This window comes from Arthrobacter sp. MAHUQ-56, from assembly GCF_019710585.1.
Classification (GTDB): Bacteria; Actinomycetota; Actinomycetes; order Actinomycetales; family Micrococcaceae; genus Arthrobacter.
Genome location: NZ_JAIFZQ010000018.1, coordinates 158,220 through 184,719, shown reverse-complemented (window position 1 = coordinate 184,719; position 26,500 = coordinate 158,220). Strand labels below are relative to the sequence as shown.

The 26,500-nt window shown below is 68.1% G+C and carries 30 protein-coding genes and 1 riboswitch; of the genes, 14 read left to right on the top strand and 16 right to left on the bottom strand.

Going from position 1 to position 26,500, the window contains the following annotated elements; all coding sequences use genetic code 11:
• Window positions 1-117: 117 nt before the first annotated feature.
• Window positions 118-375 (top strand): mycoredoxin, encoded by a 258-nt coding sequence (locus K4G53_RS12065; RefSeq protein WP_221385935.1) that lies wholly within the window; start codon window positions 118-120, stop codon window positions 373-375.
• A gap of 28 nt (window positions 376-403) precedes the next feature.
• On the opposite strand, the gene K4G53_RS12060 is transcribed toward K4G53_RS12065, so the two are convergent.
• The 4 genes from K4G53_RS12060 to K4G53_RS12045 form a co-directional block, all read right to left on the bottom strand.
• A complete protein-coding gene (locus K4G53_RS12060) occupies window positions 404-1,141 on the bottom strand; it encodes a lipoate--protein ligase family protein (RefSeq protein WP_221385934.1) in 738 nt (245 codons plus the stop codon).
• A 139-nt stretch (window positions 1,142-1,280) separates the two neighbouring features.
• Window positions 1,281-3,050: an AarF/UbiB family protein gene (locus tag K4G53_RS12055; protein WP_308287871.1), complete on the bottom strand. Its 1,770-nt coding sequence runs from the start codon at window positions 3,048-3,050 to the stop codon at window positions 1,281-1,283.
• A 5-nt stretch (window positions 3,051-3,055) separates the two neighbouring features.
• Window positions 3,056-3,586 carry a PadR family transcriptional regulator gene (locus K4G53_RS12050; protein WP_221385933.1) on the bottom strand — a complete coding sequence of 177 codons (531 nt, stop codon included), beginning with the start codon at window positions 3,584-3,586 and terminating at the stop codon, window positions 3,056-3,058.
• 124 nt (window positions 3,587-3,710) lie between these two features.
• Window positions 3,711-4,514, bottom strand: coding sequence for a thioesterase family protein (locus tag K4G53_RS12045; RefSeq protein WP_221385932.1), 804 nt, complete (start codon window positions 4,512-4,514; stop codon window positions 3,711-3,713).
• 154 nt (window positions 4,515-4,668) lie between these two features.
• On the opposite strand from K4G53_RS12045, the gene K4G53_RS12040 reads away from it, so the two are divergent.
• The gene (locus tag K4G53_RS12040) at window positions 4,669-5,346 is read left to right on the top strand and encodes an endonuclease/exonuclease/phosphatase family protein (RefSeq protein ID WP_221385931.1); all 678 of its coding nucleotides are present in this window, start codon (window positions 4,669-4,671) and stop codon (window positions 5,344-5,346) included.
• Here the strand turns inward: K4G53_RS12040 and K4G53_RS12035 are convergent.
• Window positions 5,343-5,852 (bottom strand): NUDIX domain-containing protein, encoded by a 510-nt coding sequence (locus K4G53_RS12035; RefSeq protein ID WP_221385930.1) that lies wholly within the window; start codon window positions 5,850-5,852, stop codon window positions 5,343-5,345. The genes K4G53_RS12040 and K4G53_RS12035 overlap by 4 nt on opposite strands.
• 87 nt (window positions 5,853-5,939) lie before the next feature.
• Window positions 5,940-6,131 (bottom strand): DUF1918 domain-containing protein, encoded by a 192-nt coding sequence (locus K4G53_RS12030; protein WP_221385929.1) that lies wholly within the window; start codon window positions 6,129-6,131, stop codon window positions 5,940-5,942.
• 74 nt (window positions 6,132-6,205) lie between these two features.
• Between K4G53_RS12030 and K4G53_RS12025 the strand changes: the two genes are divergently transcribed.
• Window positions 6,206-6,712, top strand: a complete 507-nt coding sequence (locus tag K4G53_RS12025; RefSeq protein ID WP_221385928.1) for a metallophosphoesterase — start codon at window positions 6,206-6,208, stop codon at window positions 6,710-6,712.
• An 80-nt stretch (window positions 6,713-6,792) separates the two neighbouring features.
• Complete coding sequence (locus tag K4G53_RS12020) at window positions 6,793-7,686, top strand: glucose 1-dehydrogenase (RefSeq protein ID WP_221385927.1); 894 nt, start codon at window positions 6,793-6,795, stop codon at window positions 7,684-7,686.
• 9 nt (window positions 7,687-7,695) lie between these two features.
• Here the strand turns inward: K4G53_RS12020 and K4G53_RS12015 are convergent, their stop codons facing one another.
• The 3 genes from K4G53_RS12015 to K4G53_RS12005 are packed head-to-tail and all read right to left on the bottom strand — an operon-like array spanning window position 7,696 to window position 9,048.
• Window positions 7,696-8,142 carry a DUF1810 domain-containing protein gene (locus tag K4G53_RS12015; RefSeq protein ID WP_221385926.1) on the bottom strand — a complete coding sequence of 149 codons (447 nt, stop codon included), beginning with the start codon at window positions 8,140-8,142 and terminating at the stop codon, window positions 7,696-7,698.
• Complete coding sequence (locus K4G53_RS12010) at window positions 8,126-8,692, bottom strand: DNA alkylation repair protein (RefSeq protein WP_221385925.1); 567 nt, start codon at window positions 8,690-8,692, stop codon at window positions 8,126-8,128. The genes K4G53_RS12015 and K4G53_RS12010 overlap by 17 nt, the downstream gene beginning before the upstream one ends.
• Window positions 8,689-9,048, bottom strand: a complete 360-nt coding sequence (locus K4G53_RS12005) for a TraR/DksA C4-type zinc finger protein (RefSeq protein ID WP_221385924.1) — start codon at window positions 9,046-9,048, stop codon at window positions 8,689-8,691. Before K4G53_RS12005 ends, K4G53_RS12010 begins: the two co-directional genes overlap by 4 nt.
• 379 nt (window positions 9,049-9,427) lie before the next feature.
• Window positions 9,428-9,627, top strand: a riboswitch (cyclic di-AMP (ydaO/yuaA leader).
• A gap of 3 nt (window positions 9,628-9,630) precedes the next feature.
• On the opposite strand from K4G53_RS12005, the gene K4G53_RS12000 reads away from it, so the two are divergent.
• Entirely contained in the window at window positions 9,631-10,485 is an 855-nt protein-coding gene (locus K4G53_RS12000) for a LysM peptidoglycan-binding domain-containing protein (protein ID WP_221385923.1), read from the top strand.
• Between the two features lie 59 nt (window positions 10,486-10,544).
• Here the strand turns inward: K4G53_RS12000 and K4G53_RS11995 are convergent, their stop codons facing one another.
• Genes K4G53_RS11995 through K4G53_RS11980 form a run of 4 tightly spaced genes read right to left on the bottom strand, consistent with a single transcriptional unit; the run spans window position 10,545 to window position 13,963 of the window.
• A complete protein-coding gene (locus tag K4G53_RS11995) occupies window positions 10,545-12,011 on the bottom strand; it encodes a YdiU family protein (RefSeq protein WP_221385922.1) in 1,467 nt (488 codons plus the stop codon).
• A gap of 9 nt (window positions 12,012-12,020) precedes the next feature.
• On the bottom strand, window positions 12,021-12,971 hold the full coding sequence (locus K4G53_RS11990; RefSeq protein WP_221385921.1) for a ribonuclease Z: 951 nt from the start codon (window positions 12,969-12,971) through the stop codon (window positions 12,021-12,023).
• Window positions 12,964-13,488, bottom strand: coding sequence for a DUF664 domain-containing protein (locus tag K4G53_RS11985; protein ID WP_221385920.1), 525 nt, complete (start codon window positions 13,486-13,488; stop codon window positions 12,964-12,966). Before K4G53_RS11985 ends, K4G53_RS11990 begins: the two co-directional genes overlap by 8 nt.
• A 43-nt stretch (window positions 13,489-13,531) precedes the next feature.
• On the bottom strand, window positions 13,532-13,963 hold the full coding sequence (locus K4G53_RS11980; RefSeq protein ID WP_221385919.1) for a hypothetical protein: 432 nt from the start codon (window positions 13,961-13,963) through the stop codon (window positions 13,532-13,534).
• Window positions 13,964-14,238: 275 nt separating this feature from the next.
• On the opposite strand from K4G53_RS11980, the gene K4G53_RS11975 reads away from it, so the two are divergent.
• The 5 genes from K4G53_RS11975 to K4G53_RS11955 all read left to right on the top strand — a co-directional run bounded on the left by K4G53_RS11975 (window position 14,239) and on the right by K4G53_RS11955 (window position 21,205).
• Complete coding sequence (locus tag K4G53_RS11975; protein WP_221385918.1) at window positions 14,239-15,102, top strand: universal stress protein; 864 nt, start codon at window positions 14,239-14,241, stop codon at window positions 15,100-15,102.
• 75 nt (window positions 15,103-15,177) lie between these two features.
• Window positions 15,178-16,905 carry a DUF4389 domain-containing protein gene (locus K4G53_RS11970; protein ID WP_221385917.1) on the top strand — a complete coding sequence of 576 codons (1,728 nt, stop codon included), beginning with the start codon at window positions 15,178-15,180 and terminating at the stop codon, window positions 16,903-16,905.
• Between the two features lie 36 nt (window positions 16,906-16,941).
• The gene (locus K4G53_RS11965) at window positions 16,942-17,400 is read left to right on the top strand and encodes a universal stress protein (protein ID WP_221385916.1); all 459 of its coding nucleotides are present in this window, start codon (window positions 16,942-16,944) and stop codon (window positions 17,398-17,400) included.
• 45 nt (window positions 17,401-17,445) lie between these two features.
• Window positions 17,446-18,372 (top strand): polysaccharide deacetylase family protein, encoded by a 927-nt coding sequence (locus K4G53_RS11960; protein ID WP_221385915.1) that lies wholly within the window; start codon window positions 17,446-17,448, stop codon window positions 18,370-18,372.
• 10 nt (window positions 18,373-18,382) lie between these two features.
• Window positions 18,383-21,205 carry an HAD-IC family P-type ATPase gene (locus tag K4G53_RS11955; protein WP_221385914.1) on the top strand — a complete coding sequence of 941 codons (2,823 nt, stop codon included), beginning with the start codon at window positions 18,383-18,385 and terminating at the stop codon, window positions 21,203-21,205.
• Between the two features lie 26 nt (window positions 21,206-21,231).
• Here the strand turns inward: K4G53_RS11955 and K4G53_RS11950 are convergent, their stop codons facing one another.
• Entirely contained in the window at window positions 21,232-21,894 is a 663-nt protein-coding gene (locus K4G53_RS11950; protein ID WP_221385913.1) for a hypothetical protein, read from the bottom strand.
• 205 nt (window positions 21,895-22,099) lie between these two features.
• On the opposite strand from K4G53_RS11950, the gene K4G53_RS11945 reads away from it, so the two are divergent.
• From K4G53_RS11945 to K4G53_RS11935, 3 genes are read left to right on the top strand one after another with little or no spacing between them, the layout of a single operon-like run.
• Complete coding sequence (locus tag K4G53_RS11945; RefSeq protein ID WP_221385912.1) at window positions 22,100-22,357, top strand: SHOCT domain-containing protein; 258 nt, start codon at window positions 22,100-22,102, stop codon at window positions 22,355-22,357.
• 29 nt (window positions 22,358-22,386) lie between these two features.
• Window positions 22,387-22,704 (top strand): DUF3040 domain-containing protein, encoded by a 318-nt coding sequence (locus K4G53_RS11940; RefSeq protein ID WP_221385911.1) that lies wholly within the window; start codon window positions 22,387-22,389, stop codon window positions 22,702-22,704.
• Window positions 22,701-23,261, top strand: coding sequence for a hemerythrin domain-containing protein (locus K4G53_RS11935; RefSeq protein WP_221385910.1), 561 nt, complete (start codon window positions 22,701-22,703; stop codon window positions 23,259-23,261). The genes K4G53_RS11940 and K4G53_RS11935 overlap by 4 nt, the downstream gene beginning before the upstream one ends.
• A gap of 25 nt (window positions 23,262-23,286) precedes the next feature.
• On the opposite strand, the gene K4G53_RS11930 is transcribed toward K4G53_RS11935, so the two are convergent.
• Window positions 23,287-23,739, bottom strand: coding sequence for a universal stress protein (locus tag K4G53_RS11930; RefSeq protein ID WP_221385961.1), 453 nt, complete (start codon window positions 23,737-23,739; stop codon window positions 23,287-23,289).
• A gap of 317 nt (window positions 23,740-24,056) precedes the next feature.
• Here K4G53_RS11930 and K4G53_RS11925 point away from each other — a divergent pair, with 317 nt between their 5' ends.
• Entirely contained in the window at window positions 24,057-24,686 is a 630-nt protein-coding gene (locus tag K4G53_RS11925) for a response regulator transcription factor (protein ID WP_221385960.1), read from the top strand.
• 27 nt (window positions 24,687-24,713) lie between these two features.
• On the opposite strand, the gene K4G53_RS11920 is transcribed toward K4G53_RS11925, so the two are convergent.
• The gene (locus K4G53_RS11920; RefSeq protein ID WP_221385909.1) at window positions 24,714-26,366 is read right to left on the bottom strand and encodes a GAF domain-containing sensor histidine kinase; all 1,653 of its coding nucleotides are present in this window, start codon (window positions 26,364-26,366) and stop codon (window positions 24,714-24,716) included.
• Window positions 26,367-26,500: the final 134 nt, after the last annotated feature.

Below are 26,500 nucleotides of genomic sequence, written 5' to 3'. Positions count from 1 at the left end.
ACCGGCGCCACATACTGTCATGCAGGCGGCACACCGCGCCGCCGGGGACGGGGAATACGCCTGTGCACGCTACCGTTGACGGTAAGGAAACCTTTCAATCGACGCTAGGAGAGCCCTGTGGACTTCACTCCCGAATCCGGCACCATCACCATGTTCTCGACCACCTGGTGCGGCTACTGCAACCGGCTGAAGAAGCAGCTCGACGCCCAGGGCATCGGCTACACCGAGATCAACATCGAAGAGGTGGACGGTACCGCCGAACTCGTGGAGCAGCTCAACGGAGGCAACCGCACCGTCCCCACGGTCCTCTTCCCGGACGGCACGGCGGCCACCAACCCGTCGGCAGCCGAGGTCAGGGACCGGCTGGCCGCCTAAGCGCCTGCCGGGACTTTTCTGATGCGGGTCATGCCCCCAGGCTGCTGAATGGAGCAGATTCCAGGGTGGCATGGCCCGCATAGGTCTTAAGGAGGGCCTGCTCCACGTCATCCACGGCAAGGCCCGGCACGAGGTCGTTGGCGGCGCCGGCGGTGGCGGGGTCCCAGTCCAGCCCGAGTGCGGCGTAACTGTCCGTGAGCACTTTGCGGATTGGTGGAGAGTCTTCCACCACGATCACGGAGCTGAAGAGCCAGCCGCCGGAGACCACCCGCTGTGCGGTGCCCACAAGTTTCACGCGGCGGGAGCTGTCGGCGGGGTCGGTGCCGTGAACGCTGAACTCCCCGGGACAGTACTCCCCCGGGATTTCCCCTACGTCCGCCTGCACCCCCACGAGGCGCAGGGCCTGGGCGAACAGTTCGCCAAAGTAGCCGAACCGCGTCTTCGATCCGGCAATGGCGTCCGCGTCCGGCTCGATGTGGTCCACCACCAACGTTCCCTGATGGTACGCAGCGGCGCGTCCCCCGGCCCGGCGGACCAGTGGTTCGAAGCCGTCGTCGCGGCAGGCCTGGGCCGCGGCTTCAAATCCGGGCAGCCGGGTGTCCCGCTGGCCGAAGGCAACGGTCGGCGCCGGGCGGTACAGCCGCAGGGTGGGGCCGATCCCGCCGTTTTTTGCCCGCGCCAGCAGTTCCAGCCCGAATTCAAGGTCGCGGCCTGCGCCGAGGGACACGTCCTGCCGTACCACGGTCAAAGTGCGCGGCGCGTTCATGTGGCCAGTCCCGTTCCGGCGTCGTGCATCTTGCCTTGCTCCCTGTGTCCCGCGGTCAGTGCCAGTCCTGGCGGACGGCCACCCCTAGGTTACGCCGTGCCACTGCCTGTCCCTGACACGGCAGGGAAGCCTGCGGAGGTCAGTGCCGGCGGCCCACCCACAGCCCGTGGAGCAGCGGAAGCGCAGACGCGATCATCAGCACGCTGCCCAGGACGGGGTCCGCGCCCCGGAGCACGGCACCTGAGACGAGGAGGGCGCCGAAGACCATGACCGACGCCGAACGCCTGGCCACGCGGTCCAGCCGGGCCACCTGCCGCTCCAGCCGCGGGACCGCCAGGGGCAGCGATCCCTCTTCGAGCCGGGCAGCCAGGGCGTCCAGCCGCCCGGGCAGGCCGAGGGCTATTCCGGCGGCGTCCACCGCCTGCCGGGCAACATCCTGGACGAAGTTGCCGCGCTCGTCCCGCAGCAGCTGCGCCGCATAGGGTTCCACCGAATCCCACAGGTTGAACCGCTCGTCCAGCGAACTACACACCCCGGAGGTCAGGGACATGGCGCGGATGATCAGCAGGAAGTTCTCCGGCAGCTGGAAGGGCAGCGAACGGACCACATCGCCGAACTCCACAGCGAAGTCACGGAATTCGCGCGGATCCACTTCGCGCAGTTCGGCGAAGCCCATCCCGCCGAAGCGGGCAAAGAGGTGTGTCATGGCGCGCTCGAGCTCCACTGTGTCCGCGGTGGGCACCAGCACGCCTACTTCCCGGATGGCGGCCACGAGTCCCTTGCCATCGCGGGCGGCGGCCGCAATCAGCAGTTTCCGCAGGCCTTTGCGTGTCGAGGCGGGAACTTCGCCCATCATGCCGAAGTCGATGAATGTCAGTTTCCACGGGCGCCCGTCGCCGCCGGCCGGGACAGGGGTGACAAAGATGTTGCCGGGGTGCGGGTCGGCGTGGAAGAAGCCGTTCGTGAACAGCTGGTCGAACATGACGGCCGCGAAGACGGGGGCCACCTCGGCGGGGTCGATTCCAAGCGCCCGGAGCCCGGCCTTATCGGTGATCTTGACGGCCGTCACGTCCTCGAGGGTGAGGACCCGGCGGGTGCACCGCTCCCAGACGACGCCGGGCACGGCCACCTTGGCGTCCCGGGCAAAGTCCTCCGCGAACCGCTCGCAGTTGGCTGCCTCGTGCAGGTAGTCGATCTCCTCGAAGCTTGTCTGCGCGAATTCCTCCACGAGGGCGGGCACGTCGGCACGTTCGGCGACCACCCGGAACCGCTTGAGCCATCCGCCCACCCTGCGCAGGGCGGCGAGGTCGACGTCGACGATGGCGCCGATGCCTGGCCGCTGCACCTTCACCACCACCCTGTCCAGCCCGGTGTCCGCACCGTCGAGCGGATTGAGGCGGGCCAGGTGTGCCTGGCCGAGCGACGCTGCCGCGATCGGAACCTCCTCCAGGGCGGCAAAGACCTCTGCGAGGGGCGCGCCAAGTTCCTTCTCGGCCAGGCGCCGGATCTGCGGAAAGGGAACGGGCGGCACCTCGTCCTGCAGCCCTTCGAGCTCCTTGGTGATCTCGGGGGGAAGGACGTCGAGCCTGGAGGACAGGAACTGGCCCACCTTGATCATCAGGCCGCCAAGTTCCACGGCAAGGTCATGGAAACGCCGGGCGAACTGCCGCATCCTGCGCGAGCGGGTCCGTTCTGCGAGCCGGCCCAGCCCGATCCTGGGGAGGAACAGCTCAAACCACCAGATGGCTGCCAGGTTCCAGGCGGCGAAGCGCAGGATGCGGCGGTAACGGGCACGGGTGCTTCCGGCCCGGACTTCTCCGTCCTGGCCGTCCCCGGCGCTGCTGTTTACGGCACCGCCATCTCCGGCGCCGGGCAGGGGCCCGCCGCGGTCCTGGACGCTTGGCGCCACCCGCGTCAGTTCCGCGCGAGGATCGCGTACATCCGGCGGCGCGCCTCATCGAGCACTGCCACCGCCTCCTGCACCTGCTCCGGCGAGCCCGTGCGCCCCACCTGGGCTGTAGCCTGGGCGAGCTCGACGGCGGCCCTGGGCAGGGATCCGGAGCCGGCGGCCGCAGCATCCCAGGGCGCGGGGCCGTGGTGGGCAGCTGCCTCTTCGCGGCCCGACTCGGTCAGGGAGTAGATTTTGCGGCCATTGGATTCCTCGGCCTTGATGGAACCTTCGTCGGCCAGCAGCTGCAGCGTGGGGTACACGGAACCCGCACTGGGTTTCCAGGCGCCGCCGCTGCGGTCTTCGATCTCGCGGATGATCTGGTAGCCGTGCATGGGACGCTCCGCCAGCAGTGCCAGCACCGCCGCACGCACTTCACCTTTGCCTGCACGGGTGCTCCCGTGTTTTTCAAAGCGTGAGCGGAGCTCCTCGACGGCCTGCCACATGGCGTCGATGTTGTTGCCGCCGAATCCGCCTGCCGGGAATGAACCACGCATGGTGATCTCCTCTGTGAAACGCCAACGATATACAACGATACATCCGGCACGTTGCCTACCGCCTGCCTCCGCGGACCTGCCCCGGACGGCCGTCCCCTGCGCGTTTACGGGGGGCGCGGGCTCGTCAGGTCCTGCGGAGCGTCAGGATCTGCTCGGCCCGGCCAAAGGGCCCCTGACGGTCGTGCAGCACCGTTGAGGTGAGTCCGATCCCGTCGCGGCCGAACGAGACGGCGTTGTCCAGCCCCAGCCACTCGCCCCCTGGCCTGCGGTACATGTGGATCTGGAGGTCCAGGTTGGGAAAGGCGTAGCTGTCCTTGCCGGGCGGGACGCGGGCGGCGATGCCGTTTGCGGTGTCCACCAGGCCCATGAGCCGGGCTGTGTCGCCGCTGTCGGCCTGGTCCGTCAAGGGGTGCTCCGTGCGCAGCCACACCTTGCCTGCTCCCGGCCGGTGGCCTTCAGCCACCCGCATCTCCAGCGAACGGATAAAGCCGCCGGGCCAGACGGCGGAGCCGTCATACGGCTTGCATTCGTCGGGGCCCGGAATCGTCTGATCCTCGACGGCGGCCACGCCACTGGTGTCGCTGGTGACCATCCGCCACGCGGTGCCACGGATCGCCGTGCGGCCGCCGGCCACGAGTTCGGCCTGGACCAGTTCTATGGTCTTCCCGGGCCGAAGCGTGGTGGTCTCAATCTGGAATTCGCCCCCTGGAATCAGCCCCAGGATCTCGTAGCTGAGCCGGGCCATCCGCAGGTCTGCGCGCGGCTCGTGCCGCTCCAGGGCCTCGGCCATCAGTCCGGAGGCGGGAGCCATGTGCTGTTCGTGGGCATTCCAGGCGCCCTGGGCGTGGATGGTCGACCGGAAACGGCCGCCACCGAGCGCCTGGTAGTAAAAGTTGCCTTCGGCGAGTTCGGGCAGATCTGCAGTCAACGCTGGCCCCTTCAGGGATTTCGGTGAATTGGCCCTAACTCTATCCCGTGCCGGGACGGCACGCCGGGCAGCGGGCGAAATGTTGGGGTGTCCGTGCAGGCATCGCACTAGACTCAGGAACTGGTCCTGTCAGCAACCTCAAAAGAGGTATTTCATGCGCGTCATCAGCTACAACCTCCGCAAGCACAAGGCGAGCGGCGAACTTCTCGCCCTGGCACGGAATCACGACATCGATGCGCTCTGCCTCCAGGAGGTGGATGCCAGCGACCTGCCCGAGACGCTGGGCCCGTTGCACCTGGCAGACGTCACCAAGGGCAACCGGCTGGGCCTGGCCATCTATTACCGCACCAGCCGGTTCACCGCCCTGGACACGCAGTCCTTTGCGTTGAAGAAATCCATGCACGACCGCGTGCTGGCCCCCGCGCACGAGCGCCTCATCGGGACGCGTGTCATGGACAACGAGACCCAGCACGAACTGGTCATAGGCTCGTTCCACGCGGCGCCGCTCACTGCCTCCAACTCCCTGCGGCGCAAGCAGATCCATGCAGCGCACGCCGAACTGCTGAGCATGGGCAGGGGCTTGATGACGCTGATGGTAGGGGATTTCAACTACCCGTTCTTCACCAAGAACCTGGACATGCACATGAAGAACTCCGGGTACGCGCTCTCCCTCAGCAACCGCCGCACCTACACCCGCTACAAGGTGTTCAAGGGCCACTTCGACTTCGCCACCTCGCTGGGCCTGGACATCGCAAGCGTGGAAACACTTCCGCGCGGCAACTCCGACCACCTGCCCATCCTGGTGACGGCCGAATACGGCGAGGGGTACTAGGCCCGTCCGCCAAGTCGGTCCAAGAGGCCGGGCCAGGATGCCGCGAACCCTGGGTGGAGGTCCAGGCCGTCCACCTCGGACAGCGGAATCCACAGCAATGCGATGCTTTCCGGGTCGCTGATTACGGGGTCGAAGGATTCCCGTACCCGCACCACCACGGTGGTATAGGACCAGTAGCCGTGGTCCAGCACCGAGGTGAAGAGCACCTCCACGCTCTCCGATGGGACCGCAGCCTCTTCGTAGGCCTCGCGGAGTGCGCCGTCGACGGCTTCCTCGCCCTCGTGCAGCGCCCCGCCGGGCAGCCCCCAGGTTCCGCCGTTGTGGCTCCACACGGCGCGGTGCTGGAGGAGGACGCCCTTGGCGGGGTCGTACGCCAGGACACCGGCCGCGCCGAACCTGCCCCAGTAGCGGCCGCGGTCACCCTCCACCCAGGCATCACCCGGGTCGCGCGGACCTGTGCGCTGCGGAGGCCGTGAGGACGAAGCGGAGGCCGGAAAATGTTCCATTGCTCCAGTCTGACAGGTGCTTCCGGCTTACAGCGGAACTGCGTTACAGGGGCAATGCGCCGGCGGGACGTCAGGTACCGGCGGGTGTCAGGTTGCGTGGCCGCGTTCGACGGCGAAATCGCCGCCGGGGTACATGACAGTCTCGTGCCCGTCGTCGAAGCGGACAACATAGGGCGGGGCCCCGCCCTGGCCACGGACTTCCAGGATCACCCCGTGCCGGTCTGCGGATCCGACGGTCCGTCCGCGCACCACGATGCGGTCGCCTTGGGCTGCCTCCATGGCAATCACCTCCCAGCCCCCAGATTACGACTCGGCGGCCTGCGGGAACAGGGCAGGCATGGCAGGATTCCGGTATGCCGCTGAAACTGGTTTTTCTCGCCGACACCCACGTGCCCAAGCGCGCCAGGAACCTGCCGGAACGGGTGTGGGCCGCCGTCGAAAGCGCCGACGTGGTGTTCCATGCCGGCGACTGGGTGGAGCCGGCATTGCTGGATGAGTTCGAGGAACGCAGCACGTTGCTGCTGGGTGTCCACGGCAACAATGACGGCCCGGAACTGCGCCGGCGGCTCCCGGAGACGGCACGCATCACCCTGGACGGCGTCCGGTTTGCGATGGTCCACGAGACGGGGCCGGCCAAGGGCCGGGACCTGCGCTGCGAGTCGTTGTACCCGGACGCGGACGTCCTGGTGTTCGGACACAGCCACATCCCGTGGGACACCACCTCGCCCGGGGGGCTCCGGCTGCTGAATCCCGGCTCCCCCACCGACCGGCGCCGGCAGCCGGCCTGCACCTACATGGAAGCGGCCGTTGACGGCGGGCGGCTGGCGGAGGTCAGGCTGGTGGAGGTTCCCCGCGCCTGAGCGGGTTGGCAGGGGCGGAATGATTGCCTAGGCTGGGAAATGTAAGCATGCTTAGTTTTTTGCGCGATGAGGAGGACCGCATGACCGACCAGTACACGTTCCGCAACCCCGTGACCGCCTACGGGAAGATCTCCCCGCCAGAGCAGCACCAGCCCGAACCGGGCCTGGACGCGGAACTGGAGCCCAAGGCCGACCTGGGCGAAGAGACCTACCGCGGCACAGGGCGGCTGGAAGGCCGGCGCGCCATTATTACCGGGGCGGACTCCGGCATCGGGGCGGCAACGGCGATTGCCTTCGCCCGTGAGGGGTCCGACGTCGTCCTGTCCTACCTGCCGCAGGAAGAAGAAGACGCATCGCGGATCGCTGGAATCATCGAGGCCGCGGGACGCAAGGCGGTGAAAGTCCCCGGCGACCTCAAGGACGCGGCGGCCTGCAGGGACCTGGTGGATACCGCCGTGGCCGTCTTGGGCGGCGTGGATATCCTGGTCAACAACGCCGGCAAGCAGGTGGCCCAGAAGGACCTGCAGGACATCACTGACGAGCAGTTCGACCACACGCTGAAGACCAACGTCTACGCCATGTTCTGGCTGACCAAGGCTGCGGTGCCGCACATGCCTCCGGGCTCCACCATCATCAACACCACCTCGATCCAGGCGTACAACCCGTCACCCACGCTGGTGGACTACGCCACCACCAAGGCCAGCATCAACAACTTCACGAAGGGCCTTGCGCAGCAGCTGGCACCGAAGGGGATCCGGGTGAACGCGGTGGCTCCGGGCCCCATCTGGACCCCGCTGCAGGTGAGCAGCGGCCAGCCGAAGGAGGAACTGCCGGAGTTCGGCCAGTCCACTCCCCTGGGCCGGGCCGGGCAGCCCGCCGAACTGGCGCCCGCGTATGTCTTCCTCGCCTCGCCGGAGTCCAGCTACGTGGTGGGCGAAACGCTCAACGTCAACGGCGGCAGCCCCACGCCGTAGCAGTTGCCGTTATCCGGCAGCTTCCTGTTCGGCAAGCAGCGCGTCGGTGGCCTCGTCCGGCTGGCCGTCGAAGAACTGGGCCAGGACGGTCTTGAACACTGTTTCTCCGGGCGCCGCCCGGAGGAACAGTGTCATGGAGGACCGCAGTTTCTGCGCATCGATGCCGCCCAGGATATCCTCGGCGGACCGGTCGGGGTGGTTGGTCAGGGCCTGCGCGCATTCGAGCAGCCGGGGGCCGAGGACGTCGTGGTCCAGGTACGCCCGGGCTTCGGCCAGCGACGCGATGGCATAGGTGCGGGACGTGGCACTGCGCCCCAGTCCGGCGATCTGCGGAAAGATGAACCACATCCAGTGGCCGGTCTTGTTGCCGACCTGCAGCTCCCCCAGCGCCTGTTCATAGGTTCCACCGCGGTTTTGGGCGGTGACAAAACGGTCGAGGTCAAACGGTTCGTTCATTGGATCTCCCAAGTGCGTTTCTAAGGGTCAGGTCCTTTTCAAGGGCGTCCGCGGCCGCCTGCAACTGCGGGTCCGGGTCTTCCCGCCACCTTGCCAGGACAACGTCGGCGCGCTGCCGTTCGCGTTCCCCCAGTCCCGCCAGCAGCGGCACCAGGACGTGCGCGAGCATCGCTTCCGCCAGTTCCTGCGCCAGCGCGGTACGGAGGAACCCCTCAAGGCGGGTCAGGTCCGAATGCCTGAGGATGCGGACCTTTGACTGCAGCAGCACGACGGCGGCCAGGCGCCGCTCAAAAACGGGCCGGGCACCGGGTTTGGGCTGGCCCCAGAGCGCCGAAGCAAGCATGACCGTGCCGTCGTGGTCAAGGGCCTTGAATTTGCGCAGGGCATCGCGCACAGTACCGCGGACCGCCCCCACGGACGAGCCGTAGGAGGCAAGGGCCCCGCCCAGCCTGCTGCCAACGTCGTCCGCCCGGTACCAGGCGCCCTCGTTCTGGAGGGTCCGGTCGATGAACTCCGCCGCAGCAGCCACCGTATCCGTGGCACCGGTCATTGTCCCCGCCCTGCCGCGGCATGCCGGATGCAATAAGGGGTCCACGGCCGGGCTTCCAGCCGGCCCTCGGCGATGGGCTCCCCGCACACGGCACAGATACCGTAGGTGCCGGCGGCGATCCGGGCCAGGGCCGCCTCCACCTGGTCCAGGCCCGCGGAACTCTGCTTCAGGAGGGCCGACGCCTGGGAGAGCTCAAAGGCAATCGTGGCGCCCTCGGGGTCGTGCTCGTCGTCGACGTTCGAGTCCTGGCGCGCCGAATTCGCCGCCGCGATATCCGCCCGGAGCTCGGGCAGCAACGCCGACCTCCGTTCCCGCTCCTGCTCGAGCAGCACCCGGAACCGTTCAACGTCTGGCATAGGGAAAGCCTAGCGCCCCTCAGTAACAGTTCCCGGATACGAGTGGTTCCAGGCGCCGCACGGGGAGTCATAGTTGGCACCGCCGTCACCGGTGATGCGTCGGGCACCGAGGGGGCCGGGCTGGCGCGGCTTCCGGGAGCCTTGATCCTGGTCACGGCCAGGGGCATAGTGCAGAAGCTTACGGGGTGCTTACCCGGCCTTGGCGGAGGTTGGTGCTGAAGCGTTACCAAACCGTCCCAAGCAGGCAGCAGCAGCAGGCCAAAGTGGGGCATCAAGACGATTGCTGAATTCGAGAGGAAAGCATCGCATGTTATCCAAATGTGACAATTGGCCCGAGCGCGGGTTATGGTCGGATGGTGTCCCTCCCAGACGGGACATTCCCATCAGCTTGCCGAGCCCTGCCGCTGACCCGGGATTCGATCGTTTCCAGCTGGCAGGGACGGGGGAACCACATTTCCATGGCCTCTTGAGGCCTTGGGGTTAAGTCGAATAGCGCCTCCGTCCGTCGCGGGTGCTTTCGGCCGGGCATCTCCAGCCCGAACCCGACAGCTCACCCCGCAGGCATGGGAGAGGCGATCAACCGTGTCAAAAATTTCCAATGCAGCCCGTCACCGCGCGACTCCGGCCCGCTCAATTGTGCTCGAGGGCCTCGCCGCGACAGCAAAGTCCCAGGCCCGCTCGCTGGGCCGCCCGGCGCTCGCAGTGGCAGCAGCATCCGGCATTGCCTTCGGGGTCGGTGCGCCGGCCCACGCAGGTGTAACCGCCCCGGACACCACAGCGCAGGCTAACGTCGAGGCCACCGCCGCGCCCGCCGCGCAGGTTGCAGCGCCGGCTGCTGCTGCCGGCACCGTCCACACGGTGGTTTCCGGCGACACCCTGGGCGCCATCGCGGCAGCCCACGGTGTTGGCCTGAACGACGTCCTGTCCGCCAATGGACTGGGGCTGTCCTCGATCATCTACCCGGGCGACCAGATCCAGATTCCGGGTGCCGGCTACGTTGCGGCAGCCCCGGCACCTGCTCCGGCACCCGCTGCCGCCCCGGCACCCGTGACGGCGGCTGCGGCGTCCACCCCGGTGAACACCGGGATGAACATGTCCTACGCGTCGGCCACCCCGGCCTCCACCGGTACCGGCACGGGCGCAGCGATCCTCGCTTCGGCCTACGGCCAGCTGGGTGTCCAGCAGGACTGCACCGCCATGGTGGAGAAGGCCCTGCGCTCCGTGGGCAAGTCTGTGGGCGATCTGGCCCCCACCCAGTTCTTCCAGTACGGCAGTGTGGTGGGCAGCCCGGCCCCCGGTGACCTCATCATCACCTCCGGCCACGTTGGCGTGTACGCCGGCAACGGCCAGGTGGTCAGTGGCGGCGTCAACGGCTACACCACCGAGGTACACTCCATCAGCTGGCTCGGCGGCTACTCCGCGGTCCGCGTAGCCTAACCACCGCGCGGTTTAAAGAAGGGCGGCGGCCGGGACTCCCGGCCGCCGCCCTTCTGTGTTCAGGTCCCGCAGAAGGTCATGTAACTCCCGAAGTCTTCGGGCGCTCCCTCGGCGTAGCGTTCCAGCCCGGGCCGCTCGGTGAAGGGTTCAGTGACCGCTTCCAGCAGCCGGCGCAGGGGACCCAGGTCTCCCCCGGTGGCGGCCGCAAGGGCTTCTTCCACCAGGTGGTTGCGCGGAATGTACGCCGGGTTCACGCTGTCCATCAGCTCCTGGTCGGGACCCAGGGCCTGCCACCGCCCAACCCAGGCATCAAAGGCCGCCAGGTCAAGGACCATGCCGCGGGCGGGCCGGAGGTCGCCGCCGGCAGCCTTGCCGAGGTTCCGGAAGAACAGGGTGTAGTCGACGGGGCCATCCTTGAGGATGGCGATAGCCCCGTCCACCACGGCTGAGGCTTCCTCATCGCCGGCCGCGGCCTCGGGAATGCCCAGCTTGGCCCTCATGCCGCTGGACCACGCGGCGCTGTATTGCCCGCGGAATGCTCCCAGCGCCTCCACCGCCGGCGTTACTGCCTTCTCCTGGTCCTCGTCGATCAGCGGCAGCATCGCCTCGGCCAGCCTGGCGAGATTCCATTCGGCAAGAACGGGCTGGTTGGCGTAGGCATAGCGTCCGCTGACGTCGATGGAACTGTAGACGGCACCAGGGTTGAACGCGTCCATGAAAGCGCACGGGCCGTAGTCGATCGTCTCCCCGGAGATGGTCATGTTGTCCGTGTTCATCACCCCGTGCACGAACCCGACCAGCATCCACCGGGCCACCAGGGAAGCCTGGGCCGAGACCACGGACCGGAACAGTTCCAGGTAGGGGTTTTCCGCCTCCGCAGCGCCCGGGTAATGGCGGGCAATGGCGTGGTCCGCCAACCTCCGCAGCAGGCCGGTATTCTCCGTTGCCCGCGCGTACTGGAAGCTGCCGACACGCAGGTGGCTGCCCGCCACCCTGGCCAGGACGGCCCCGGGCAGCATCCCGTCGCGCCGCACCTGCCGCCCGGTGGCCACGACGGCAAGGGAGCGGGTGGTGGGGATCCCGAGGGCATGCATGGCCTCGCTGACCAGGTACTCCCGCAGCATGGGCCCGACGACGGCACGGCCGTCCCCGGCGCGGGCGAACGGAGTGCGGCCGGAGCCTTTGAGGTGGACATCGCGAATGCGTCCGCTGCGGTCCGCCACCTCACCCAGCAACAGGGCGCGGCCGTCACCGAGCAGGGGCGAGTACCCGCCGAACTGGTGCCCGGCATACGCCTGTGCCACCGGTGTGGCACCCTCCGGGACATGGTTGCCCACCAGGAGCCGGACGCCTTCGGGGCTGCGGAGGTAGCCCGGGTCCAGGCCCAGATCATTGGCCAGCGCCTCGTTCAGCACCAGCAGTTCCGGAGCCGGGGCTTCCTCGGCCTGCCAGGGAACGGCGAGTTCGGCCAGTTCGCGGGCGAACTTGCCGTCGAGCGTGACCATGGATTCAGCTGCTGCCGTCATGTTTCAACCCTATCTCCGTGGTTCGTCCTGGGGGGTGCGGGGCGCGAATCCGGTCCGGACCGTAAATCCCGGCGCAGTGCGCCTCGGGGGAACGGCGATGCGCTGCAGGTCGTCCGCCGCCACCACCGCCACAGCGGGGGCGCGCGCCTTCGCCTGGGCCGCCAGCAGTGAGACGTCGTCGCCGTACCGCGCCGAGAAGTGCGTCAGCACCAGGATGCGCGCGTCCGCGGCCGCCGCCAACTGCCCCGCCTGCCCGGCGGTGAGGTGGCGGTATTGCTCAGCCAGCCCGCCGTCGTCGTCGCTGAACGTTGATTCCGTGACCAGCAGGTCCGCCCCGGAGGCGAGTTCGTCGGCGCCGGCGCAAGGCGCCGTGTCCATGATGAAGGCGAAGCGCTGGCCCGGCCGCGGAATGCTCACTTCCTCGAGCGGCACCCCCTCAAGGCTGCCCCCGCGCTGCAGCCGCCCGATGTCCGGGCCGGCGACGCCGGCGGCGCGAAGCCGCTCCGGCAGGAAAGTGCGGCCGTCCGGTTCGGTGAGCCGGTAACCGAACGTCTCGATCCGGTGCTTGAGTGGCCGGACCTCCAGGCCCTCGGCCACGGTTCCGGCTGAACCATGGGGGTGCAGCCGCAGGTCTACGCCTGGCGAACTGACGGAAAGAAGGGCCCGGACGATCTCCTCGCCGGCCGCCGGATAATGCAGGTGCACCGGGTGGGACACGCCGTCCAGGGCCATCCGCGACAGCACTCCCGGCAGGCCGAAACAGTGGTCGCCGTGCACGTGGGTCAGGCAGATCCTGGTGATCCGGGTGGCAGAGACGCCGGCGTGGATCATCTGTCGCTGGGTGCCTTCACCGGGGTCGAAGAGCAGTCCTTCTCCGTCCCAGCCCAGGAAGTAGCCGTTGTGGTTCCTGGCCCGCGTGGGCACCTGCGAGGCGGTGCCCAGGACCACCAGCTCACGCACCGGCCCGGTCCGCCTCCCCTCCGTGCAGCCCCTTGGCGTAGGCGGCCTGGCCGGCATGCTGGAGGCAGTCGGCAAGGATGCTCACCAGCCGCACCCCGTAGGTGACCGGTGGGTCCCAGTTCCTGTCGACAACGCGGTCAAGGTCGGCGTCCCGGAGCCCTGACAGGACGGTGGCTGTTTGCCGGTGCACGGCGTCGTAGTATTCCTGCAGGAGTTCCCGGGGCGCATGCACCGCGTCCACCTGGCCGCTGGTATGGCCGTAGCCGGTGTCCTGCCGGGTGAGCGGCAGCCCGAAGCGGGACACGAAATCCTGCGCCGTCCAGACCTGTTCCAGCCCGGCAGCCGGAGCCACCTGCGCATCCTCCACCCGGGCAAGGTGCCAGATTAGCCACGCGATGGAATTGCCGGTGCCCGCCGGCCGCCGCTGCAGGGCGGCCTCATCGAGGCCGTCGAGGGTTTGCGTTACCACTGCCTGGATCCGCCCGAAGGCGTCAGCCAGCAGTTCGTTGGTCTTCATGGCGTCTCCTCCCCTGCCTGCCGCGGCCGCGCCGGCTGGGCTGTCAGTGCTCCAGGTCCTCGGGTTCGAACTCGCTGAGCGGGGAGCCGCCGAAATTCTCCTCGTCGTCGCTGCCGTCCGCTTCCAGGCCGGTGGGCACTTCGCCGAAGTCGACGTCTGCCGCTGCCTCTCCGAGCGTGGGCGCATCCGGCGGCACCTGCTCGTCGCCGGCTTCATACCGCGCCCGGGCGGTCTCATCACGGAGGGTTTGCTCGCTGAGGAAGTCTTCCTCTTCGCCGGATACCGCCTCGTCCTGCAGCAGCGGGTCCTCCTGCCAGCGGTCCGGGTTGTTCTCCGCGGCCCCCGGGTAGCTGTCGGGCTCCCCCGATACCGGATCAAGTTCAAGGGAAGAGGCGGCACCGGGCGCCTGGTCGAGCAGCACGTCGTCTTCCTGGACTACTTCCAGTTGGTCGTCGGGGAGGTTCTGTTCAGTCATGATGGTGCCTTTCTCTTCGGAGGACATTAGTAAGCATACTGACGAATCGTGCCCCGTGGGAACCGCCCGGCGGCAAATTTGACCACACGGGGGCACCGGGCGGGCCGGACGCCCCTTGCCGGATTATCCAGTCCTGTGACTTTTGGCCCTACAGCGCCGCGGCGCCCGGAGCCAGTCTTGAAGGGCAGGACCACGGCATGGCTGGGCTGCGGTCCGGGCGCCTGGCGGCGCCCTGCTCATTACTGGAACTTTCGAAAAGATCAGGAAGTGCGGCCATGACAACCCGTAAACCAATCGCTGTGGCCACCAATGATTCGGCCCAGAGCCAGGCCGCGGTCCTGTGGGCGGCCGCCCGGGCCAAACGCGCCGGCCTGCCGCTGGTCCTCCTCCATGTCGTGGACGACCGCTGGGTAGCGGAGCCGTACCCCTGGTTCGGCACCCTCCAGGAAGTTGGCCAGGAACTCCTGCAGAAGGCTGCCGCCCGCCTGGACGGAGTTGAGCCGGCGGTCAGCACCGAACTCCTCACCGGCAGCGTGGGCGGATCATTGGCCAAGTACTCCAAAAGGACGTCGATGATGGTGGTCGGCTCCGGCAGCGGCCACCTCGGCGGCACGCTGGCCGACCGGGCGCTGCAGGTCGCCAAGGGCGCGAAGGTCCCGGTCGCCGTCGTCGGAACCCAGGACCTTGAGGGCAGGACGGGCGTAGTGGTCGGCGTGGACGGGTCCCCCGAAGCAACCCAGGCCGTTGCGTTCGCCGCAGCGGAAGCGGACCGGGACGGCGACGAACTGACGGTGGTCTACGCCATCAGCGTCCCCAACCCCGTTATCGACGCCGGCCTGTCAACAGCCACCCTGGCAAGCCTGGCCGTCGATGAAGAACGGATTGTGCTTTCCGAAACCGTCGCCGGGCTCAAGGAGGACTACCCGGACCTCACGGTTCACCAGCGGCTTGAGACCGAGCGCGGACCGGTGGATGCGCTGGTGGATGCCGCGTCCGGTGCGCGGCTGCTGGTGGTGGGCAGCCGCGGCCGGGGCGCCTTCAAGCGCCTTCTCCTCGGTTCGACCGCCCACGGTGTCCTGAGGCACCTCCCCTGCCCCACCATCATCACCAGGACCGAGGCCGGCGTGAGCCAGATCTAGTGCGCAGCGGCAGCTGCGCCCTGTCCCACCAGCTCCTCTTCCACGCCGAGTTTCCCAGGTGCAAGGAACCACACCATGAAAAAGCCCGCCGCCATCATCATGCTCATTCTCGGGATCCTGCTGGCGGTGCCGGGCCTGGCTGCCCTGGCGGGCGGTGCCGTGGCGTCAGCCGTGGGAGCCGCCCAGGGCGACGGGTACCTGACGTCCAGTACCAACCGCTTTTCCGTCAGCTCCTATGCAATCACGTCACCACGGATGGAGACTTTCCGCGAAGACGTGCCGGGCAGGGTTCCCTTCGACATCGGGACGCTGCGGTTGCGGGCGGAATCCGCATCACCGGGCAAGGAGGTGTTCATCGGCATCGGCCCGCAGGCGGACGTCGAGCGTTACCTCTCAGGCGTCCATCGTTCGGAGCTGCTCAATGCCTTCCGGCGGGGCGACCGTGCGGAGTACCGCGACATCCCCGGGGACACACCCGCCACGCCGCCTGCCGGGCAGGGTTTCTGGACCACCTCGGTGTCAGGTCCGGGGCAGCAGGAGCTGACCTGGGACCTCGCGGCCGGCACCTGGGAAATCGTGGTGATGAACGCTGATGCCTCCTCCGGGGTGGACGTCCGGATGCAGGCCGGCTTCCGGTCCGAGCTGATCGGGCCGGCAGCCACCGGCCTGCTGGTGGGCGGAACCATCGCCCTCCTGATCGGGATCCCCCTGATTGTGTTCGGCGCCATGGGGCTCGGGCGGCACGCGGGTCCGCCGGCCAGGCCGCCGGCAGGCGGTCCCTACACCGGCAGCACCTACCCCGGAGGGCCCTACCAGGGCGGTCCGTATGCCAGCGGCGGCCCCTATCCGGGCAGTGCCTATCCCGGCAGTGCGTATCCAGGCAGCGCCCCTCCCGGCAGCCCCTACCCCGCCGGTCCGGCGGGGCCAGGGGCAACGCCGGCGGGAGCGGCCCCACCCGGTTCGCCAGGCGCTGCAGTCCCGCCCGGACCAATTCCGCCCGGAACAGTGCCGCCCGGAGCAATTCCACCCGGAGTTGTCCCGCCAGAATCCGTCCAGCCAGGAGCCGTCCCGCCCCCGCCCGGCGGCTTATCGGCTGACTACGCGCCCTACCCGGCACGGCTCTACGGGGAACTCGATCCCCGCCTCTCCCGCTGGATGTGGCTCGTGAAGTGGTTCCTGGCCATCCCGCATTTCATCATTCTGTTCTTCCTCTGGTTTGCATTCATCGTCACCACCATCGTGGCCGGCTTCGCCATCCTGTTCACCGGCCGGTATCCGCGGCCGCTGTTCGACTTCAACGTCGGCGTGCTCCGCTGGAACTGGCGGGTGGCCTTCTACGCCTATGCCGCCGTCGGTACTGACGTCTACCCGCCCTTCACCCTGGCCCGTACCAACTATCCGGCCGACTTCGAGGTGGACTACCCGCAGCGTCTCTCCCGGGGCCTGGTCCTCATCAAGTGGTGGCTGCTCGCCATTCCGCACCTGCTCCTGGTGGCCGCTTTCGCAGGCACCACCTGGCGGTGGGAAGCCGAACAGAACTTCTTTGGGACTACGTACGAGCGGGGCTCAGGCCTGTCGCTGCTGGGACTGCTGGTCCTGGTCGCGGCCGTTGCCCTGCTGTTTACGGGCCGGTACCTGCGCCCCCTGTTCGACCTGATCCTTGGGATCAACCGCTGGATCTACCGGGTCATCGTCTACACCGCGCTGATGCGCGACGAATACCCGCCGTTCCGGCTGGACCTGGGCGCCGCGGAGCCTCCCATGACCTTCGGCCCTAGCCCCGGCGGCCCTGGCCCGGCATGATTGCGGTGACCGGACCGGACAAACGAGGGAGCTGACATGAGTGTTGCCGGAGCACCAATTGCCCGGATCCTGGTGGGCGTGGATGGATCGGAGCCGTCAGTTGAGGCGCTTCGGCAGGCCCAGCGCTTTGCCACCTCCCTGGGTGCCAAGGTGGAAGCCATGGGCTGCTGGGAGTACCCGCAGATGTACGCCGGCTACGTCATGATGGGCATCGAGCACTTCGAAGAGGGGGCCAAGGCAATCCTCGATGAGGCGGTGAAGACGGCCTTCGGCGACGAAACGCCGGCGAACGTCACGGTCAGGCTGGTGCGCGGGCATCCCCGCGAGACACTCATCGAGGCCAGCCGCGACGCCGACATGATGGTGGTGGGACGCCGCGGGCACGGCGGCTTCGCCGGCCTGCTGCTCGGCTCGGTCAGCTCGGCCCTCGTGGCCCACGCCCATTGCCCGGTGCTGGTGGTCCACACTCCCGAGAAAGCGCACAGGGCTTCCTGAGGAAGCCGTGGGCACCACCGCCGGGACAGCGCGCCGGGGTCCGTAATGGCAGCGTCGGGCAAGGAAGTACGACGTCGGGCCGTCGCCGTCGTGGTGGTGCTCGCGTTGGCGCTCCTGGCCGCGGTCCTTGCCGTCCTGCTGCGGCCGGGCGGCGGCAGCCCGCCGCCGGCTTCGCCCACCGAATCGTCCCCGCCGGGCTCCAGCGGCTCCGCCACGGTCACTGCGCCCCAGGAAACCGGGACGCCGGAAGCCGGCCAGACTCCGGTTGAGCCACCCGTCACGGTACCTCCGGAGCCTCCGGCCACCGCAGAGCCGGCACCCGCCGCGCCCTTCCCCGGATCGCTGCTCGGCCAGGACCTCACCGTGCTACCCGGGGCGGGGCGTGTTGTTGCGCTGACGTTCGACGCGGGAGCGAACGCGGCGGGGCTGCCCAAAATCCTTTCCGCCCTGTCCGCCAAAGGCGCCACGGGCACGTTCTTCCTGACCGGCAACTGGGCCGCCAACAATCCACAGGGCGTGGCGCAGATCGTGGCTGCCGGGCACCGGGTGGGAAACCACTCCATGACCCACCCCGGCTTCACCGGCCTCACCGACGGCGCCATTGCCGAACAGGTGCGCGGGGCGGAGCAGGCCATCCTTGCGGCGGGCGCGGATCCACGGCCGTTCTTCCGGTTCCCCTACGGCGATCGCGACAGCCGGACCATCACGACAGTCAACAGCCTGGGCTACGTGGCGGTCCGGTGGACGGTGGACACGCTGGGTTGGAAGGGCACCAGCGGTGGCGCCAGCGTCCAGTCCGTGGTGGACAGGACCTTGGCGGGGCTGCAGCCAGGCGAAATCGTCCTGATGCACATCGGCTCCAATCCTGACGACGCGACGACACTGGACGCCGACGCGCTGCCGCAGGCCATCGACCGGATCAGGGCCGCAGGTTACGGCTTCACCACCCTCGATGCCCTGCTGGGAAGCTGATCCCGGCACCATGGCGAAGATCAGGCAAACCAAGGCCGGCCAGGCAACCGCCGGCAGGCACCAGGGCCACAAGGGGCCGCGCCCTGGCGGTGCCGTGGCCGGCGATGCAGCACAAACCAAAGCCCCGGAGCCCGCCCACCACGGGTTGCCTTTCCATGAAGTCGTCCTGCTGCTCGGAAGTGATGCCGTCCGCGGCCTGGACCAGGAGCAGGTCAGCCAGCGACGGGCCCAGTTCGGCGAAAACGTGCTGCCGAGGTCCCGCAGCGGCAGCGTCCTGCGGAAGTTGGCGCGGCAGTTCAATAACCCGCTGGTCTATGTACTGCTGGCTGCCGCCGCCGTCACCGCAATCCTGGGCGAGTTCCTGGACACCAGCGTCATCCTTGCGGTGGTCCTGGTCAACACACTGGTGGGGTTCATCCAGGAGGTGCGGGCGGAAGCGGCCCTGGACGCCCTTCATTCGCTGGTCCGCACCAAGGCCGTGGTGATGCGAAGCGGCAGCAGGCACCATATCCCCTCGGAGGACCTGGTGCCCGGGGACCTCGTGCTGCTGGAAGCAGGCGACAAAGTACCGGCTGACCTGCGCCTGGTCCGGCTGTCCGCGTTGCGCGTGGACGAGTCCGCCCTGACCGGCGAATCGGAACCGGTGTCCAAGGACGAAGTGGTGCTTCCCCGGGCCACGCCGGTGGCTGACCGGAGGAACATGCTCTACAGCGGCACATTGGTGACCGCAGGCACCGGGGCCGGGATCGTCGTCGCCATCGGCGGCGAAACGGAGCTCGGCGAGATCCACCGGCTCATGGGGGCCGTCCAGCCTGTGGCCACACCGCTGACGCAGAAGCTGGCACGGTTCAGCGGGACCCTGACGATTGCCATCCTGGCTTTGGCTGCCGTGGCCTTCCTCGCCGGGGTGGCACACGGCGAGCAGCCTGCACAGATGTTTACTGCCGCCGTCGCCCTCGCTGTGGGGGCCATCCCCGAAGGCCTTCCCGCCGCCGTCACGGTGACGCTGGCCATCGGCGTCCGCCGGATGGCCCGACGCCGGGCCGTGGTCCGCCGCCTGCCGGTGGTGGAGACCCTGGGGAGCACCACGGTGATCTGCTCCGACAAGACCGGCACCTTCACTGAAAACCAGATGACGGTCCGGGCAATCTGGACCCCGGAGCGCAGCTACCGGGTCACCGGTTCCGGCTACGGCCCGGAGGGGCACATCCACCCCGCGGGCCAGCCGGAGAAGGGTGCCCAACCGGTGGCAACGGCCGACAACATGGCACTCTACTGGTCCCTCCTCGCCGGAGGCGCCTGCAACGACGCCAGCGTCTTCCCGGAGGGAGCCACCTGGGGAGCCCGCGGCGACCCCACCGAGGCGGCAATGCTTGTGGCAGCCGGGAAAGGCGGTGTGGACGTTGCAGGGTTCCTGGCGGCGCGCCCCCGGCAGGCCGCCATGCCCTTCGCCTCCGAGCACCAGTTCATGGCCACGCTGCATCCGCCAGGTCCCCCGGACGGCCGCAGCATCGTCCTGGTCAAAGGCTCCGCGGAACGCGTCCTGGACCTCTGCGCGTTCCAGATGGACGGAAAAGGCGGAACGGCACCGGTGCACCACCACGCTGCACTCACTGCGGCACACGCGCTCGCGGACACCGGGCTGCGGGTGCTCGCCACAGCCATCCTGTACCTGCCCATGCCAGGCAGCCCCCTGACCGCAACAGCTCTGCGCGGCAGGATGACCCTCACCGGACTCCAAGCGATGCTCGATCCCCCGCGTGAAGCGGCCGCCTCAGCTGTCCACGCCTGCCAGCGCGCCGGCGTCGCGGTGAAGATGATTACGGGTGACCATGTCCGGACTGCCATGACCATCGCCGCGGCCGTGGGCCTGGCCTCCGGCCACGGCGACGGCACCGCCTTGACCGGCGCGGAGCTGGACGCCATCCCGGCTGACCGCTTGCCGGACGCCGTCGAACGTGCCACTGTGTTCGCCCGCGTTTCGCCGGAGCAGAAGCTCCGCCTCATCGGGGCGCTGCAGTCGCGCGGACACGTTGCTGCAATGACGGGCGACGGCGTGAACGACGCCCCGGCACTGCGGCAGGCGGACGTGGGAATCTCCATGGGACGTTCGGGAACGGAGGTGGCCAAGGAGGCGGCGGACATCGTCCTGACCGATGACGACTTCGCCACGATCGAAGCAGCCGTCGAGGAAGGACGGAACGTCTTCGACAACCTGACCAAGTTCATCGTCTGGACCCTTCCCACCAACATGGCAGAAGGGCTGGTGATCCTGGTGGCCATCCTGGTGGGCGGGGCGCTGCCCATCCTGCCCACCCAGATCCTGTGGATCAACATGACCACTGCGGTGGCTCTCGGGTTGATGCTCGCTTTCGAACCCAAGGAGCCGGGACTGATGTCCCGTCCGCCCAGGGCACCGGACCGTCCCCTCCTGACCTGGACCCTCACCCTTCGGATCCTGCTGGTCTCGGCGCTCCTTGTCGCCGGAGCCTGGTGGCTCTTTGAACATGAGCTCAGCGTGGGCGCATCCGTTGCCGAAGCCAGGACCGCCGCGCTGAACCTCTTCGTGGCCGTTGAAGTGTTCTACCTCTTCAGCTGCCGCTCCCTGTCCCGGCCGGCGTGGCGGATCGGGCCCTTCAGCAACCGGTGGGTGATCCTCGGCGTCCTGGTCCAGGCAGCCGCGCAGCTGGTCCTCACCTACACACCAGTAATGAACGACCTCTTCCACACTGCCCCGATCGACGGCGGAGCCTGGCTGCGCATCCTGGGCCTCGCAGTTCTCGCGTCCCTGGTCGTCGCGGTGGAGAAGCGCTTCCGGCGCCGCAGCTTCTAGCGCCGCACGCCCTGGCGCCTGAGCCTTTAAAGCCGGTGGCCCGCGGGCCGGTCCTCGGTGAGGAGGCGGACCAGGACCAATCCGCTCACCAACGCCATGGCGGCCGCCATGAGGACCGCCGCCCCCGCGCCGATGGCGGCGGTCAGCCATGCCGCCTGCCCCGGCTCCCACAAAGGGGTCGCAACCGCCATGAAGACCGCCAGTCCCGCCGCCCACGCGGCCGCGCTTCCGGCGATCCAGCGCCACGCCCGCGGAACATGGTGCCGCAGTTCGATCCATTGGGCCAACCCGATCGAGCCAAGCAACAGGACTGCTGCCAGCGCCCCGGCCGCGATCCGGGCCGGAACCGGCCAGTCCTGCCATGCCGGCCAGGCCGACGGCAGCAACCCGACAGCCCAGGCAACGGCGGCAGCAACGGACGTGAGCAGCACCCATCGGCGGGAGGCGAGGGCGGGCAGGCGGGTCCGCAGGAGCCGCACCTGGAACCAGCCCAGGACCGCCCCCTCGGCAAAGCCTGCCAGTACGAGGAGCAACGGCACGCCATCAGGCCAGGCGTTGGCCCCGATGTACTCGGCGAGGACCGGGGCAAGGAAGCCCAGGCTCTCGCCAAGGGCGACCCACCCGATCCAACGGGCAAGGAAGCCCGTTCGGGGAAGCGCAGTGGCACGGGCCTTCCCCCTGTCCTCCATGGGCGTTCCTCCTGGTTCTCCTCCCCAGACTGGCGGAGCCGGTCGTACCGTGCCAGTGCCAAAAGCCCCCGCGGCAGCCGGCCAGACCCGGGGGTGGGTGCTTTGGAAGGGGGACCAATGGCTCTGCCGCGGTGGCCGCGCTCCTGCCGATACTGGAGTCAGCGGATGGCCGGCATCCGTTCTACAGTGACCGGAGGTCAGGGAAGTGTACGGCTGGAACGACGGCATGGGCCTGTGGGGCTATGTCCTGATGAGCATCAGCATGGTGGTGGTCTGGGGAGCTGTCATCACCGGCATCGTGCTGCTGGCCCGCTCGCTGCGGGCACCCTATCCGCACAACACCCAGTCCCCGTCGATGCGAACAGCGGAGGACCTACTCGGTGAGCGGTTTGCCCGCGGGGAAATCGACGTTGCGGAATACCAAAACAGGCTGGCAGTGCTGCGCGGCCAGCCAGGCAGCTAGCAACCACGGAATGGATATTGGGGGCAGTCGTGCCACTCTCGGAATTTGAGCAACGGGAGCTTGACAGCATCGCCCAGGGCCTGGAGCAGGATGATCCCCGGCTCGCCGCGCTGCTCAACAGGAATGGTCCCCCGTCTTCGCTGCGGACCCGCCTGGGCCGCGGCCTGGTCTTCTTCATGGCCGGCCTCTGCGTCCTGGTATTGGGCCTGGTGGTCCGGGCGCCCTTCATAGGGGTCACCGGATTCGCCGTGATGAGCGTGGCGGGCTACTGGACAACAAAGGACCTCCGATGGCCGTTTGGGCGCTCCAAACGGCAGGTTCCACAACTGGAAGGCAACAACGAATGAATGGTGTACCGGCCGCAGGAAAAGAGGCATCCCACGAGGCACGGGCGCTGAAGGCGGTGGAAACGCACCACGCCGATATGCTTCGGCAGCTGAACGGCATGGCCGGACTGCTGACAGAGGCCGTCGAGGCCGGGGACGCGAACGCCGAGCAGGGCAGCCAGGCTACGTTGCTGGACTGGTGCGACCGGGAACTGGTCCCCCATGCCCTCGCCGAGGAGGGCCCGCTGTACAGCGGGCCGCGCGGCAAGCCTGGTGCGAAGCTCCTGGTGGAGGGCATGCTCGCCGAGCACAAAGTCATCGTCGACCTGGTCGAGGAGCTCCGGACCTCCAGCGGGGTGGCCGCCGCCGTGGCGGCCGGGGCCATCCAGCGGATCTTCGCCCTGCACCTGGACAAGGAGAACCGCCTGCTGATGCCGTTCGTCGTCGAATCCCCGGATTTGTCGCTTGCCGACGCAGTGGCAGGACTCCACGAACTCGTGGGGGCAGACGAAGGGCAAGCTGTCCATCACCACCACGACCACCACGCGGACGAGCACCGTCACCACGCACAGGGATAGCGGGCACAGGGTTAGCGGGCCCTTCCTACGGCTGGCCTTCCTGCGGCCGTCCTTCTTCCGGGGCGTGGACCACCAGGACGGGACAGTGCGCATGGCTTACGCAGGCTGAACTCACCGAACCGGGGACGAAGCTCCCATGTCCCCGGCGACCCACAATGAGCAGCAGCGCATTGCGGCTGCCGTCAATCAACAGCGGGCTTGGTTTACCGCGCACCAGCCTGGGATGCACAAAGGCCGGCTGCTCGTCGAAGGCGTCTTTCAGGGCCTGCTGCAGCACCTGTTCCGCCGCGAATTTGAATCCTTCGATTCCGACGGCCAGGTAGACGCCATAGCCGGCCGGGACGTCCCAGCACGCCCACGCTTCGACTCTCGCCGACAGGGGCTCCGCCAATGCGCGGGCAACCCGGAGGGCGGCCACGGAAGCCTCTGACCCATCCACTCCCACGATAATTCTCGGGTGCGTTTCCGCGGCTGCCATCGCCATTTCCGTTCTCTCTCATGGTGCGGTCCGTCCCAGAGTGGACTGCCCGCGGCAAGCGGGGTAGGGCCAAAGGTCATCAGGGTGGCGGCGTTGCCAGCACCGGACAGCCAGCTGCCCGCCACCTGCCGGCGGCCCCGGGCTGCGCGGGGCGCTGTGGACTTTGGTCCCTTCCCGCCGATCCGTCCGCAGGGAACAATGGGACTAGTCCCTCGAGGGGACTGCCCCTCCGAAAGAAGGGCCTGGTCCGATGTTGGGAGCATTAGGTGCAAAACCATGAAGCGGGGGCCGAGCACGCAGCAGCTTCTTCCGGGGCGATGCGCGTGTTCATCCTCGATGACCACGAGCTGGTCCGGCAGGGGCTGAGGGACCTGCTGGAGGGTGAAGGGTTCCTGGTGGTTGGCGAGAGCGGCTCCGCCGCCGAGGCCACACGGCGCATCCCCGCATTGCAACCTGACATCGCCATCCTGGACGGGCGCCTTCCCGACGGCACGGGCATAGAAGTCTGCCGCGACGTTCGTTCCCTCGACCCCCGGCTGCGCTGCCTCATCCTGACCAGCTACGACGACGAACAGGCCCTTCGCGGTGCTGTCCTGGCCGGCGCATCCGGCTACATCCTGAAGCAGATCCGGAGCGATGACCTTCTGACCGGGATCCGCAGGGCCGCGGCCGGTGAGTCGTTGTTCGAGCCCGGGGTGGAGCAGCGGATCATCGAGGGCCTGTCCAGGGCCCCGGTTGACCCGCGCCTGGAGGCCCTCAGCGCGCAGGAAAAGAAGGTCCTCGCCTTGATCGGGAAGGGACTGACCAACCGGCAGATCGGTGACGACCTGTTCCTGGCGGAAAAGACCGTCAAGAACTATGTCTCGTCGATCCTGGCAAAACTTGGCTTTGAGCGCCGGACCCAGGCTGCGGTGTACGTCACCCGGAATGCCACGGATGAATCCTGACATCGAGGCTGGACCGTCCCGCCCCGATTACGAAAGCCGCGCCGTCCACTGAACGGCGGTGCCTTTTCCGGGCACGCTCTCGATGACGCAGGTGCCGCCCAGCAGCCCCGCCCGGTAGCGCATGTTTGCCAGGCCGCTGACCTCGGCAGGCTCCGTAAACCCCCGCCCGTTGTCGCTGATGAACAGCTGGACCAGGGTCCGGCCCACCGTGACGGCAACCTGGATCTCGTCGCCTCCGGAGTGTCTGAGTGCGTTGCTGAGCGCTTCCGAGACGACTGACAGCAAGTGGACGGCCACCTCTTCCGGGACCGAGTCCACGGGCCCGTCCAGGGCAACCTTGGGAGTGACCGCGTAGCTGCGGGAGTTCTCCCGGACTACCCGCAAAATCCGGCCCGTCAGGGCTTCCCGCTCCTCCTCCCCGGTCCGGAGGGAGTAGATCGTGTCCCGCAATTTGCGGATGGTGTCGTCCAGTTCCCTGGTGACCGCGCCGATCCGCTCGTGTGCCACGGGATCCGGTGTGTAGCGCCGCAGGGTCTGGATGCTCAGGCCGGCGGCGAACAGCCGCTGGATGACAAGGTCGTGCAGGTCGCGGGCTATCCGCTCCCGGTCAGTGAAAAGGAGGTTCTGTTCCCGCAGCGCGTTGACGCGGGCCAGGTCCAGTGCCAGCCCGATCCGGCTCCCGAACGTGGCGCTGGATTCGACATCCGACTGGTTGAACACCGGGGCCCCCTGGGCACGCGCCACCAACAGCACGCCGTTGTCGCTGTTGCCGTGCCCGAGCGAAAACACCAGGACGGAACCAAGCTTCTTGGCCACCTCATCCTCGAACACCTGGCCCGGCTCGCGGACCACCAACGATTCGCCCGAATCAATGACAGAGGAGATCGTGGCGGAGACAGTGATCTCCTGCCCGGCCTGCAGGCCCTGTACCCCCAGGGAGGACTGGCAGCGGAGGACGCCCTCACCGGCCGGAACCGCCACCACCGCCAGCGCGGCATCCGAGACTTTCAATGCGGTTTCAGCAATCAGGTCGAATCCGTCCGCATCGCGGGGATGGGACGCCATGATCAGCCGGCTGCTCAGCTCCATGCCTGCTTCCAGCCATCTTTGCCGGCGGGCGCTGTCCTCGAAGAGGCGGGCATTCTGGATGGCGACTCCCGCCGCGGCAGCCAATGCCACCGCCAGGTCTTCGTCCTCCGGGGTGAAGTCCTTTCCGCCGAACTTCTCGGTGAGGTACAGGTTTCCAAACACCTCGTCGCGCACGCGTACCGGGACGCCCAGGAACGTCTTCATCGGCGGATGGTTCCGGGGGAAGCCGGAGGTGATGGGATGCCGGCCAAGATCGTGCAGGCGCAAAGGCTTCGGTTCCCGGATCAACAGGCCCAGGACGCCGTGTCCCGTCGGCAGGTCGCCGATGGAACGGATGCCCTCCTCATCGATACCCACCGTAATGAAGTGGCTGAGCCTGCGGTCCTCGCCAATGACGCCCAGGGCGCCATATTTTGCGCCCACCAACGCGCAGGCAGAGCGGACAAGGCGGTCAAGGACAGCTTCCAGGCTCAGGTCCTCGGCGAGGGCGACGACGGCGGCCAGCAGTCCGTTGATCCGTTCCTGGGTATCCAGGAGCTCATCTCCCCGGACGTTCAAATCCCGCAGGAGGTCCTCAACCCTGTTCCTCATGGGAGAGTTCCACTGCCGCTCTGTGCCCACGCTCCACCTCCTGCGGCATGCACCTGCGTCCTTGCAGGCCCCTGGCGCGATTCAAACGCCCGGAACGGAGTACGGCCCCGTCCCTGAATGCGCCTCCCCCGAGC